Below are 13,668 nucleotides of genomic sequence, written 5' to 3' on the forward strand. Positions count from 1 at the left end.
CACAGCCCCTAAGATATGACCAGCGCTATAGGTTGATACGCGAATCCCCTGCCAGCTCAACACTTTATCCTGTCCCATGACGTGAATCCGTGGCCAGAGCTGATCCAATTGGTCTTCGGTGAACACCCTAGCATGTCCATCCTGACGACTCAGGTGTAACGCATCAGCTAGCATGACTTTGCTGATCGCTAGCGTGGCTTGTGTCATATAGACGGGAGCCGTCGGAAACATACTGGAGATCAGAGGTAATGCACCGATATGGTCTTGGTGAGCGTGCGTGATGAAGATGGCGTCAATCTTGGCGTGTTGCGTTTCAAGGAGTGCCAGATTCGGTAGTGGGTCTAATTCATTCATGCGCGTTCCGGCATCGACTAACCACTGGGTCGTGGCTGTGCGAAACCATATGCATGTAGCGCCAATCTCGGCGCCTCCTAGCATGGTGATGTCCAATGGTAACAGCTCCGATCGAAGACATAATGACTGGTTAACGATGTGTACAAGGAAGCTACTTTCTACCATCTTAGGTTAATGGTCAAGTCATAGCATCCATGTTTATGGAAATTAAAATCAATTTTATTATATCGAATACAGTTCCTGACTGATTGAATGCCCTACACAAGACCGTTCCCACCTTTGTTATGCAGGCATTTTACATTTTCTTGACATACGACGAAGGCGGCCTTTAAGGACCGCCGATGCGATGCTGGAGTGAGGTGAAGTGTCAGAGCTTCTTTGTTAATCACATTCTATACCTGAAGAATAAATCCCCAAAAGTGATGTATTAGATGTGTTTAATTATCGCAACCATTCACAGTAGTTGCTAAAATATTCAGTGGATTTCCTGTTTGCTTCCGTTCATAAACCTTATTTCCAACCTGCCATGCAATGGTGGTCTGTGACCTACTAGGAGTGTTTGAAGAGCTCGGTTGAAAAATGGTGATAACGCCTTTTTTTTGTGGGGTTGGGAGCATATGTGTATTCATATAAGCTACGATACTTTTCGCTAATTGAGTGCCTAAAGAACTGTTGCCCCAGCCCATCAAGAGAATGGTCCAATCACCTTTGTTCCATTTATATCCATATTGGCCTGATCCGCCTGAGAAATCAGCCTTTATTCCTGTCCCTAAATCGACAGGTGGTCCAGATGGATTCACTTGACCAAATTGCTGCTCAATACGTGTGATAGCCTTCATGGCTTCAGACGTATTCATATAATACTTTGCATTTATTCTAAGAAACGCTGTTACTCGTTGAAAAGATCGGGTGCCATTGCTCGGTTGTCCTGCACTTGTTACTGAACTGGTATTTACTTCCGTGTTCGTTTCAATTTGTTTGGAAGATACGGTCTGGTTTGAATGAGTATTTGTTACTTTTGTCGATGTTTGTAAAATTTTAGTGGTGCCACATCCTGAAAGAATTCCCACAATGCTCAATGCTATACCTACTGTTGCTAATTGTTTGTAATACTTCACCCTAGATTAACCTCCTTGTCGTCCATAAAGTAGACGAAATTAACCCATGGTTAGTTACATTTTGTTAATCAACAATGAAAACTGACCTATATTGTTAGCGTAAATAGACTTATTTTTCAAATAGTATCCTTTTGCTAACCTTGAGAGAGTGAGAAAAAACATAAATTAGAATTAAAAATACCCTGTTTAAACGAGTTTCTTCTATTAATAGAGACTACATCTCGTACAGATTACATCATAACTCCAAACTCAGATACACGTTGTCGAGTTCCTGCTGGGTAATCCCGATGTATGCAAGTGTGATCGATGGGGAGGAATGATTCAGTAGCTTTTGCAGGCGGGTAATATCTGTCCCCGACATGTACGCATGATAAGCGAACGTTTTGCGCAGCGTATGGGTTCCAATCCGGTCGGTGATGCCGATGGCACGTGCTGCATCGTTAATCACTTTATGCGCTTGGGACCGTTGCATCGCTCCCCCTTTTTTTGAACGAAACAGCGGCTCGTCACGGACTACATGTTTGGTAAAGCGTGACGTGAGATAGTCACGCAAAGCCTTTTTGGATGTGTCCCCAAGCGGGAAGTCTTTGGTCTTGCCGGTTTTTTGCTCGCGAATATCGATACGATCGTTCACCTTACCCCGTTCGTCTACTACATCCCCCACCCTGAGCGACAGAAGATCGGATACGCGTAACCCGCTATTGATCCCTAACACAAAGAGACAATAATCGCGGAGATTGGTGCTCTTGAGTATTTTTTTCATGGCATCCACTTGTTTTTTATCGCGAATGGGTTGTACAAATTCCATGACACTCTTCACCTCCACCTGTTCAAGCGTTAACGCTCATGATGCGAAGAGGTGATGATTACATCAGTTCATGATCATCAGATGGTGTATCGTCTACTTCTTCACGATCTGCTTGATCACTGGTATCATCAGTTTCATGGTTGACTGGTTCTTCAAGTGATGTTTCGACTGATGGATCATGATCTCCTACGCTTTCCTGCTCAATCTGAGTTAAACCGATGTCAATAATGCGCAAGAGTGCTTCATTTCTTGTTTGAATCCAATTACCAAAACGATAAGATTCAATGCGATTGAGCATATGATCATCGACAGCAATCCCTAACTTCGTCAGTTTTTCTGCTTTTTTTATCACGAATAATCCCCTATCCTGATTATCAGACTATCATTTAACACCATTTATTATATCAGATACTAAGTATCTAACAAGCAATTTTATCGTTTATCACCAGATTCATGCAATCATACATATCACTATATTTCATGGTGTTATGTATGGTATAAACTACATCACGTATCTGGTTGCCCTTCTCCGCTACGAAAAGCATGTAGAAAACCACCGATGAGCCTTAGTGCTGCAAGGCTTCACAGGCGAAATCTCTTATCATACTCAATAGCATTGAGTATGATTAGATATGGTGTTATTTTGAAGTGAATAGATTATATGATTAGACGACTAATTGATCATCGTGTTACATGATGATAGACAAAGAAAAAAGACTGCATAACGCAGTCTTAGTATTTCGTGCTTACGACTAATTTGATAGTTTCCTTTTCGCCAATCGTGATTTCTTCTCCAGTTTGAGGGTTCCTTGCCTTTCTTGCTGCTCGTAGGATTGGTTTTATTTTTCCTACATTACTAATCATAATATCTTCACCATTTTTTAATTCCTCATGCATGGCGACTTGTAAGGCATCCCAAGCGATCGTCAGTTCTTTTTTTGTCATGCCACTCTTTTCTTGTGCGCGAGTCAGTAAACTATCTTTATTCATGCTATGACCTCCTCGTATGTACGAACAAGTAGATCATAGCATATTCCGATGATGCTCATCGTTGATGATAGGTTCACAAGATGATCGGCTACTGTTTTTTTAACTTTATAAAATTTATTTCGTTGTTTTGTACACGAAGGCATGCGATCGGTTCGGACTTGTCCCACGACTCATAGGCACGGATGGAATGATCACGACTCATCGTAACGAACACATACTTTTTTGGGAAGTTCACGAGCCATTCGCGCGCTTCGAGAGCTGTCCATCCGGTTTCACGGCACAGGTGATGGACGACGATGGTGTTCACTTGATAGCCGATCATCGCAGGGTTCGGTTGTCCGTTAGCGCAATCTGGACAGAGCATCGTTGCATTCTTTGCGCTACGAGGTAGCGAAGGATCCGTCACCTGATAGACCGCGATGTGCTGATCGATGCGTTGACGACACCGCGGGCAGGTTCCCTCTAAGGTTTGATGCATGTGAAGTTGCCATGATTCTAGTGGTACGTGGTGCTCAGGTCGTTCATCGACCTCATCAGGCATGGGGGGTTCTTGCGCCACCACAGGCTCATGTTCATCCGAAGCCACGACAAGAATAGGGACCTGTTCCCAGTGCAATTGTTTAGCCACGACATAGCGACGGTACCCATCGATGATCCAATAATCCTTGTTTTTAATTTCCACTTGGATGGGTTGATCGAGTTCCCCTGTTTTTTGGACACGTAGTTCTAAGGCTTGTGTTTTCTTACGATTGAGAATGGTGGTTAGAAAGCGTTCAGGTATCTGTAGTTGATCGATGGATATCATGAATGGTTCCTTTTGTTTCACTTGCTGAACACCATGGAGGTCGATAGGATGGTGTGGATCTGGATGGTTTTGCTGTTTGGGTGCTTCACGTTTATTTTTTGCTGGAAGAAGATCCACATGCAACGCAATCACACCGATTCCGCTTGGGCATTCTGACGTTGGACGATCGGTCACCAGCTCTCCTTGCACCCAAAGATGTTCTCCTAAAGGGAGTTTGTCTAAGTGAATGCGGGTGGCCGATTGGAGAGAAACAAATATAGTGAAGATGATCTCGTTTCCTGCAGGCAATCCTTTAGCTGGTGCTGATGAGCCTTTCTCCTTGATCTCGACAGTATAATAGGTCGTGTGCTTGGTTGCCTCTCGAAAGATGGGGCCGGTTACGATGATGTTAGCAGCCATGATCTGCACATCCTTTGCTGACCGGATGTCTTTTTTTGCGCCCTGTTTGTAGATGGAGGTTTTTACGCATCTGTACGGGCGCACTTGTAGCATCCAATGGAAAGCGTTCATGATGATGTCTGACCCGTTGGACGTGACTGTGCGAAAAGGTGCTGATATATACTCGTCCATTCAGCTGAAGATGGAATTCAGCCACCTGATCGATGTAGCCGCTAGGCGTCACCATCGGCATCCATTCGGAGACTCGCCACACGTGCGTCCCGATGGGTGTTTCTCTGACTAGGGTACAGGTCACCTGATACAATTCTTGTTGATTAAGCAAGGGTTTCATCCAATGCCTCCAAACTATCTAGATAGCAAACGTACGAAAAAGGTCTTAGGTACGTATCAGTGCTGCTAACTCGTTGGCACACGAACTGCACACCTTTTTTCTGTGCAGTTCGATTAAGTTGTTTCTAGCATCACAAAATTCACATGTACTCTGATATTTACGCAGGATGATCTGATGGCCATCCAGGAAATATTCAATGGGATCTTTGATTTTCATCCCAAGCGTATGGCGTAGTTCTTTGGGTATAACAATGCGACCTAGTTGGTCTACATTTCTACATACACCGGTAGCTTTCAAGTGATCACGCCTCTTTCTTCTTTTGATATAATCATAACATAGATGGCATCGTCAGTTAAAAGATCATCTGATTGGGATATAACCTTCTCTAAGCATTCAATCCTATTTCATAGTTAATTTATAAGAAATTATAATCTGTGACATGGTATCAGCAAGTTGATCAACAGGGAAATTTTTTCATGCGCGAATAAAAAGTAATCCTATTCTGATACCAAATCCGACAAAAGAATCGGTATACATGTCTCTTAACGAGATGAGCAGAAAAAAAGCGAAGAAGACCCAAATCGACAACCAATTCATTGGCATAACGACCTATTTACCGTGAGGGTAGTGTACTCCCCATGTAGGATTTGATCACGCTGCAAGAAGACCATGCAATGAACAATATCTACTAGGTCGTGTCCTATTATCACTCAACTTGACTTTAAACGGTAGTAAAGGGTTGTTATCATTTGTAGCGTGTCATTCATAAAACTTGTATAATAAATCGATTGCCATGCATGGATAAAGGGCGCGATTTAGTATGAGATGACTATTGAAACTAGATTCATGACAATAAATCATCCATTATGGATATACTAAATGATCATTTGGACCCTATCTTATCTTATCGGCGTACACGTAAGTACAAGCTATTAGGTTTTTTTACCCTTCACGTGTTGAGACATAGGAGATGTATCGATTGATAATAGGCAGAGGAAGGAGAAAACGATTTACATCAAATGTACCCTTTGTGGTGTTGTTTATCATCATGATCATCGTACTGCTCGTTAGTTCACTAGCTGTCTCACGATTACGTCATCCTCTTGAAACTTTGCCATCTCCTCGATCATTTGATGGACAGGCAGAGTTAGAGGTGTGGAACTTTACGTCTCATCACATGGTGAATAAAGCGGGGGCAATTGAACAAACAGCATCCTATTATCGAAATAAAAGTAAGAACATTACGTCTTTGTCTGAATCTATTGGGTTGCTTTTAGATTATTCGATTCTATCCCATGATCACAAGCTTTTTGTGCAACAGGAACAGGTAGTTAAACAATCCTTCATGCTAGATCAAGGAATCTCTTGGCGAGTTATGGATGGAGAGCGTTCACCAGTTAATAGCACAATTGATGATCTACGTATTATCGCCGCTTTAACTCGTGGAAGTGGTCAGTTTCATGATCCATCGGCTTTGCATTTTGCGAAGATTTTAGCCACCGGTTTGCTTACACATGATGCTACTTCTACGGGATGGCTACTTGACTATTCTAGTCTGACAAGTATAGCCCATCAACAATCCCCTTGGCTTGCGGTCTGGTACTGGAATCTGGCAAATGTACGTACTCTATCGAAGTTAAACAAAAAGTACCTTCCAATCCTTTTGCACGAACGGGAGGCGTTAGCACATGCTACCAATCATGTGGGGCTATATGCCTTATTCTATAATCCAGATACTCATACTTATCGTTTTCCATCCTCTAACCGATTGAATATGGATGATGAATTATTGACAGCACTTCACGCACAATCGTGCGGTTTGCCTACTAAGAAGTTCAGAAATCATTTAGCAATACTTTTAGATAAGAGTACCCTAATTCCTGCTGAAGTGTCAGAGGATTGGACAATTAAGTCTTCCGTTCAGTCCCCCGCCATCTATGCATTGGCGATCCGATTGTTTTATCGGGCAGGTGATGATGATGATGCCATACGTTGTCTTCATCTTTTATTGGATATGCAAGTTCAAAAAAAAGGTGACTTAGGGGGTTACGATTATTCAATTTACGGAGCATTTGCGATGAAACCATACTCCCCTATCTTCTCGTTTGATCAATTAGAGTCTCTTTTGTCTTTACGTCAGGTGATGAGGTCGTTTTTATGAATAATAAACCAGGAAATAATATACACACATTAAATATTCGCTTGTTTTCTTTAGCCACAGTTCTGATTGTCAGCCAACTCATTGCGTTGCTGACAGAAATGACCTACCCGCTTACCTTTTTATGGTATGCACTAAGCGTGGCACTCTCTGTATTAGCGTATGCTAGAGGTCGTAGTTTTGGATTGATTTTGAGTCTTATAGCCATTTTCACTTTCGGTACTTATGATGTGGTCCAGGTATTTGTTTTACGTGGAGTGGCTTCAATTCCCACTGTGGAAATTGTGTGGTTTTTTATATTCCCGCTCTCTGGTTATTTGAGTGGGGAACTAGGCGACACCGTGCGAAACTATGCGAAGGATATGGACGTAATTAGAACTAAGGCCGAGGAATATATCATGGTAGATGTGGAAACAGGTTTTTATAATCGAAAATTCTTTTTTTTAGAACTTCAAGAGGAACTATTGAGGGCACGCCGCAGATATGCTCGAACAAAAATGCATGTAATTCTTCCTAAATACGGTTATTCACTAACCACTCGCCGCAGATACGCACGTACGAATAGAGATAGTGATATGAACGTCGACTGGGAACGATGGCAAACGGATGACATCGACTCTACGTATCAGGTCACTCTTATGCTCATTGAAATTCGGCACTTCTCTGATATAGAAGTAATCTATGGGTCCGAACAATACAGTAGAATTCTGTCTACCATCGTAGATGGTCTTCATAGGTGTGCGAGACTCACTGATGGTAAAGCTCGGATCGATCCAGGTTTATTTGCTCTCATTCTTCCAGAAACCTCTGCATTGGACAGTATGACCTTAAAGCAACGGATACAGGAAACACTAGGGAAGTTCGAAATCATTACACCATCTAAGCAGAAACGAGTACTAACATTGCAACTTGCCTTTGGTATTGTCAGTGCACCGAGGGATGGTGTGACACCAGAATCCTTGCTCGCTGCAGCGCAAAAGGAGGTGCAACTGGACCTTGGGTAAACGTAGCATGAGATGGCTGAGCTTTCTTAGCAGTTTGATGTTCTTCTTTGGATTTGGAGGGACCATAACGCATGCCCAAAGTTCGAATCTACCGACTACCATTTTAGTATCAGGGTCTCCAGCTTTCACTGAAAATGCCGAGTACATTTTAACCCAATTGATTAGCCGATCGACATCACAGATCCAACTATTGAATATGAATAGCGCACCTACTTTTCAAGGCGATCAGTATGTTAAAAGTTCTAGATACTTAATCGTGGTATCAGAAAAGTCCAATGGCATCAGTTCGTCTTGGAAGCACATCATTCGTAGCTCCAAGGCCAATATCTATCAGTTTGGTGGTGAGCCAAACTGGATTTCTGAAACAGTGCCGATCCGAATATCTCCACCAATAGGCGTTCCCTTAGCATTAAAATTGGGCAATTTATATATACCAACCTACTCTAATTTATCTATTCCTATGCTGCAACATATCACGCAACTAAAACCAAAAGTGATCGCTTCAATTTCTGATGGTGGTGCTTTTGCTCCCTATATCATTTCTTGGATGAATCATACACGTTTCATGATGTACTGTTCGCAGTGGACGGATGATTCACCGTTTTTTGAGGCAGAAACGGAAGCTTTAGGTGAATTTTTCGATATGAAGACATCTTCACGAGCAACTGTTTTACTATCCATTGGTATCGTTCGTTCCAATGCTGATGCGCAACGACTCATCACCTTAGCTAGACTAGCCAAGCAACATGAAATTCCATTTACCGTATTATTGAACCCTTGCCCTCAGAATGCCAACGGGGTGTCACCAGGATCTATTCAGTCTATTTCCTCATCCTTACATAAAATACAATTACTCGGCGGATCCATCATTCTTGATTTGCAAAATCCAGTACATCATGACATGGATCCACAAGGAGACACTTGGATCCCCAGCGTCCCCATTTCATCTGAAATATCACTGAAACACATACACGTACAAATATACTCAGAATTAGCTGCCTTAATAAAAAATCATGTACTTCCAGTGGCTATAGATATCCATGGGTTTCAGGATCAGTTAGCTCAGAAAGCAGCAACTCCATACTTTTCAACGTTTATGGAGTCCCTTGACCAAGGAGGTCAATCAGGCGTCATATTGCCTGTTTATGTTCATAGTTTGTACGGATATCATAGAATACTCATCCCGACGCCAACGATAACAGTACAACAAGCTACGCCAGAAAAATTACAGCTGTTGGGTTATGAGTTGAATGAGATTCGCATGATTCCAGGATCAGTGATCAATATAGAAATTCCTCCATATATGCAACCAACTGCACTCATTACATTACTCAACTTTCTAGCCGATCAACACGTTACTTGGTTAAATATAATAGACTTTCCAATAAAAACAACTACCCCATGGATGACCATACGTTCGGATCAAGGTCACCTAATCGTCAAAAATGTGAATGCTACATTGTTTACAACAGGACTCCCTGCACCACCTATATGGTCGGAACAAGTGTCTTGGTTCATTTCTTGGATCATTACGATCTTAGTCACTGGAGTTGTTAGTAGGATTCTATATCAGGTTTGGATTCTCCGAAAAAGGCGAGCACAAAGACTATTTCATGAACAAGTAGTTAGAGAGGAGACGCATGATTGATGGCTAATGATTTGTTTATTGTTTCTCTCATCGTCATATGGATGATGCTCCTCTATCATATTGTGTTAACTTTAGCAGGCTATCGCTACCAAGAAAAAGTAATGAATCCACCTAGAACATTTCCCTTGCCAAATCCTGCTCCAATGGTATCCATCCTAGTGCCGGCGCATAATGAGGAGAAAGTCATTGAGGCAACCGTGAGAGCACTTTGTTCATTTGAGTATCCAGTGGGCCGATATGAAGTCATTGTGATCAACGATCGTTCAACTGATAACACAGGACTCATGGTAGACGCCATGCAAAATGACTTTCCCATGTTGAAACCCGTGCATGTGAAAGCACCTTATGGAGGTAAGGGGAAATCTGCGGCATTGAATTTTGGGTTACAATTTGCATCTGGCTCTATTATTGCTGTATATGATGCCGATAATACCCCAGAAAAAACAGCCCTCAGGCGTTTGGTTAGCACTCTTCTTAGTGACGAACGTTACGCTGCTGTCGTTGGTAAATTTCGAGTGATCAACGCTTATCGAAATCTATTGACTCGATTCATTAATATTGAAACCATCAGTTTTCAGTGGATGGTCCAAGGTGGGCGATGGAACTTGTTCAAACTTGCAACCATACCAGGAACGAATTATGTGATCCGAAGAGAAATGATTCGAGATTTAGGAGGATGGGATGAAAATGCTTTAGCGGAAGATACCGAGGTGAGCATTCGAATCTATGAGACGGGACACCTCATTTGTTTTATGCCGTTAGCAGTAACGTGGGAGCAAGAGCCTGAGACGTGGAGAGTCTGGCTTAAACAACGGACTCGCTGGGTGCGGGGGAATACTTACGTAATAGCAAAATTCACAAAAAGATTAATCGCATTACGGGGAGCCAAAATATCACTGGACATCTTGTACTTTTTCATGACCTACTTTATGTTTTTAGGAGGTGTACTTTTATCGGATCTTCTTTTCGTTTTGTCTTTTTTACACGTCGTTCACTTGACACTAGCGGGACCATTTTTTGTGATTTGGTTGTTAGCCTATGTATTATTCGCAGTTGAGATTGCTGTCACCTTAGAAATTGAAACGACTGAGTTAACATGGAGCAACTTTGGTGTCATCTTACTCATGTACTTTACTTACTCGCAATTATGGATGTTTTTAGTTGTTCGTGGAATGTGGATGCAATGGCAATCGGTCGTTCATCAGGAAGCGGTTGTTTGGCAAAAGACGGAAAGATTTTGAGAGGGGTAAGATGATAGAGCATGGTGCACGCAAAAAAAATAATGTGGCTGACATGGCTGATCACCTTGTCAGCCTTGATGATGCCTGGTAGTGCCTGGGCCAGCACTCCGATTAGTACAAGTACATATACAGTATCACCCCAGTGGGAAACCGTTCATATGATGACAACTGATGAAAAACTAACACCACGAAATGCCTCCTATGATTTCTTTCTGGATGTGCCCAACGAGTCACATATTTCTAGTTGTCAATTCACCATTTTTTACAGGCATTCTCCAACGCTCATTCCAGAAGAATCAAATTTACTTCTTGAAGTGGATGGTATTCCCTATGCCACTACAATATTAACATCGAGTGATAGTGAGAATGGTTATCTATCTGCACGCATTCCTGCATCACAACTGACACCCGGTTATCACGAGTTTTCAGTAGCTGTACAGCTGAATTCCAACGTAGTCCTGTGCAATAACTATAATAGTGCAGATAACTGGTTTGTTCTATTGGATTCAAGCTTTCTTCATTTTAACTATGCGAGCAACAAGAAGCTTCCAGACCTCTCGCAATTTCCATTTCCTATGCTCCTACCTTTTGGCCATTCACAATGGAACACCAGAGTCGTCGTTCCTCAATCAGCCTCTGATATGAATTTGACTGCTGCATTCACCGCCATTCAAACTTTAGCGGAAGATGCCAAGAGCATTCAACCTGAGTCTGTGCACGTGGAGACCACACGTACGCTACACTTAACAAGCGTAGAACCTTTTGTATATGTGGGACCATTTAAAACGATGCCTTCTTTACTCCGAAATACATTCCCAAGCCAGTTCAAATGGGTACCGAATGAGGGGCTTCTTCGAGAAGTGATCCTCTCCGATCCACGTACTCATCATCAAGTACTGGGTTTCATCATCACGGGAGAGAATGACCACGATGTACTCTTAGCTGCTCGTGCGCTCCGCTATCCTTGGTTGATGCGGCAAATGAGCGGGAATACATCCTGGGTAACCCTACATGAAGTATCCACTGCTAAGAATCAAGTCGTACATTCGGTTGTCGTTCGTGGAATACCACGTACTCAACATGTTTCTTTGAGTCAGTTGGGGTACAATTCAACGATCCTAGAGGGTAAACAACAGGAAACAGCCCTTTTCACTTTACCAACACCTACCACATGGAGATTGGGACCCGGAGCAGGACTTCACTTAGATATGAAGAACTCTGCTTTACTTGACTCATCAAGTGCGGTCATCATCAGTGTCAATGGTAGCCCAGTTCTATCTCACCGTTTGTCGGATGTTACGGCAAATGGATTACGCTTATTTGTCCCTTTTCCACATGGACTTTCAACGGGTGAACCTGTGACCGTGGCCGTCATGGTAGAAATGTTTCTCCCTCGTAATAACTGTTCCGAAAATTCCGGTGACCTGAGACGATATGTTACTATTGACCCTGATAGTTGGTTTGATCTGCCACATTATAATGAATCCTCATCTAATTTATCTGATTTTCCAAATGCATACTTAGACAATCAGTCAGATCTTGAACCGACCACGGTTATTGTACCGAACCATCCAACTTCGGATGAGTTGACAGCCTTAGCTCGTATTTTGGTAGGGTATGTCCCAAGGATCCGCGGTGGATCCTTGCTAATTAAAAAGGACGACGACAGACCAATACCGCATGGCAATGTGTGGGTTTTGGATGTGGATGGGTCCAATGCGGCAGCTCGATACTTGGAGGATCGACATACTTTACCTATTAAGGACGAAAACGGGCTTCTTAGCAGTACGAGTTTGCCTCTAGCATATAACGTAGAAAAGACTGGTGGTGTTGTTGAACAGGCATATCGGCCTACAGGAGGAATGGCCTTGTTGGTGACTGCCCCAACGGAAAATTCATTATTACGTGTAAGCGACATGTTTGCAAGTCACGTAGCGCTCAATACGCCAGGATCAGTGGCAATTGAAACGAACGAGAACCAGACGGTAATACTTAACTACATGTCTAAACCCTATGAAAGTCTTTCGACACAATGGCTCAAGTGGCTCGCTGTAAACTATGAATTTCTAATCACTAATGGTGGACAGGGGATTGTTTATCTTGTCGCATTTATTCTATCGGTTGGTTCTGTGCTCACTTATTTAGGCTGGAACCTATTAAGACGTAAGCCCCATTGGAAAAACCGTCTTCGTTTCTGGAAAAAGCGAAAGTAACATCATTCCTAATAGTAAAAAACGGTGACGACTCTTGACGTTTGTAAGAGGACGAACCGTTTTTTTATTCAACGATTGTATCAGTCTTTGTATATGAATTATGGCTGATTCCTTCTACTATCAATACTTGAGCATGGAGAAGCTGTTCTCTCTACACGCTAAATTCGACCAATTTTTCATGTGTTTCTAAGTGCCAGATTATTTGTTTTAGTGGATGTAAAGTCATTGATATGTTCATTTGCTTCAAGACACCGTATACTTACCTGGAAAATTATTTTTATGCAATGAATAGCCATATTCATCATAGAATGGGTCATTCAACCTATGCAACGGGTATCTATGATAGGTTAATTCATCATGTATACATAGTCACACATTGTTCTTTTACTCTACTTCATAGATTATCATCCGGTACATCAGAACAAGCAGGGTTCGTTTTTTGCTAATTGATGGATTGAATTAATAGCATCGGTGCTGTTAGGCTATAGGGGTGGACACAACGAATCGAGAGTGTGAAAATAAGTAAATCGATTCGAGGTGTTCATGGTGACAAAGACAAATAGATACAGCACGGAATTTAAATTGAATACGGTGAAAAT

At 42.3% G+C, this 13,668-nt stretch carries 13 protein-coding genes; 5 read left to right on the forward strand and 8 right to left on the reverse strand.

The genetic code is table 11. The features are described from left to right. The 8 genes from MM817_RS15595 to MM817_RS15630 all read right to left on the reverse strand — a co-directional run. The coding region (locus MM817_RS15595) for an MBL fold metallo-hydrolase (protein WP_241716850.1) at nt 1–450 on the reverse strand (450 nt) is incomplete at its 3' end. A 341-nt stretch (nt 451–791) separates the two neighbouring features. Beyond that, the gene (locus tag MM817_RS15600) at nt 792–1,472 is read right to left on the reverse strand and encodes a hypothetical protein (protein WP_241716852.1); all 681 of its coding nucleotides are present in this window, start codon (nt 1,470–1,472) and stop codon (nt 792–794) included. A gap of 235 nt (nt 1,473–1,707) precedes the next feature. Next, nucleotides 1,708–2,280: a site-specific integrase gene (locus MM817_RS15605; RefSeq protein WP_241716574.1), complete on the reverse strand. Its 573-nt coding sequence runs from the start codon at nt 2,278–2,280 to the stop codon at nt 1,708–1,710. A gap of 58 nt (nt 2,281–2,338) precedes the next feature. Further along, nucleotides 2,339–2,632 (reverse strand): hypothetical protein, encoded by a 294-nt coding sequence (locus MM817_RS15610; protein ID WP_241716854.1) that lies wholly within the window; start codon nt 2,630–2,632, stop codon nt 2,339–2,341. A 380-nt stretch (nt 2,633–3,012) separates the two neighbouring features. Continuing rightward, nucleotides 3,013–3,270: an HU family DNA-binding protein gene (locus MM817_RS15615; RefSeq protein ID WP_241716856.1), complete on the reverse strand. Its 258-nt coding sequence runs from the start codon at nt 3,268–3,270 to the stop codon at nt 3,013–3,015. A gap of 88 nt (nt 3,271–3,358) precedes the next feature. After that, on the reverse strand, nt 3,359–4,474 hold the full coding sequence (locus MM817_RS15620) for a ParB N-terminal domain-containing protein (RefSeq protein ID WP_241716858.1): 1,116 nt from the start codon (nt 4,472–4,474) through the stop codon (nt 3,359–3,361). Continuing rightward, complete coding sequence (locus MM817_RS15625; RefSeq protein WP_241716860.1) at nt 4,464–4,805, reverse strand: hypothetical protein; 342 nt, start codon at nt 4,803–4,805, stop codon at nt 4,464–4,466. The genes MM817_RS15620 and MM817_RS15625 overlap by 11 nt, the downstream gene beginning before the upstream one ends. A 45-nt stretch (nt 4,806–4,850) precedes the next feature. After that, nucleotides 4,851–5,102, reverse strand: a complete 252-nt coding sequence (locus MM817_RS15630; protein WP_241716862.1) for an AbrB/MazE/SpoVT family DNA-binding domain-containing protein — start codon at nt 5,100–5,102, stop codon at nt 4,851–4,853. Nucleotides 5,103–5,784: 682 nt separating this feature from the next. Here MM817_RS15630 and MM817_RS15635 point away from each other — a divergent pair. From MM817_RS15635 to MM817_RS15655, 5 genes are read left to right on the forward strand one after another with little or no spacing between them, the layout of a single operon-like run. Then, nucleotides 5,785–6,966, forward strand: a complete 1,182-nt coding sequence (locus MM817_RS15635; RefSeq protein WP_241716864.1) for a hypothetical protein — start codon at nt 5,785–5,787, stop codon at nt 6,964–6,966. After that, nucleotides 6,963–7,967, forward strand: a complete 1,005-nt coding sequence (locus tag MM817_RS15640; RefSeq protein ID WP_241716866.1) for a diguanylate cyclase domain-containing protein — start codon at nt 6,963–6,965, stop codon at nt 7,965–7,967. Before MM817_RS15635 ends, MM817_RS15640 begins: the two co-directional genes overlap by 4 nt. Next, nucleotides 7,960–9,615 (forward strand): hypothetical protein, encoded by a 1,656-nt coding sequence (locus MM817_RS15645; protein ID WP_241716868.1) that lies wholly within the window; start codon nt 7,960–7,962, stop codon nt 9,613–9,615. Before MM817_RS15640 ends, MM817_RS15645 begins: the two co-directional genes overlap by 8 nt. Then, nucleotides 9,615–10,856 carry a glycosyltransferase family 2 protein gene (locus MM817_RS15650; protein ID WP_241716870.1) on the forward strand — a complete coding sequence of 414 codons (1,242 nt, stop codon included), beginning with the start codon at nt 9,615–9,617 and terminating at the stop codon, nt 10,854–10,856. Before MM817_RS15645 ends, MM817_RS15650 begins: the two co-directional genes overlap by 1 nt. Before the next feature lie 20 nt (nt 10,857–10,876). Further along, nucleotides 10,877–13,069: a cellulose biosynthesis cyclic di-GMP-binding regulatory protein BcsB gene (locus MM817_RS15655; protein WP_241716873.1), complete on the forward strand. Its 2,193-nt coding sequence runs from the start codon at nt 10,877–10,879 to the stop codon at nt 13,067–13,069. The last annotated feature ends 599 nt before the right edge of the window (nt 13,070–13,668 follow it).

Source organism: Sulfoacidibacillus ferrooxidans (assembly GCF_022606465.1).
Lineage (GTDB): Bacteria > Bacillota > Bacilli > Alicyclobacillales > SLC66 > Sulfoacidibacillus > Sulfoacidibacillus ferrooxidans.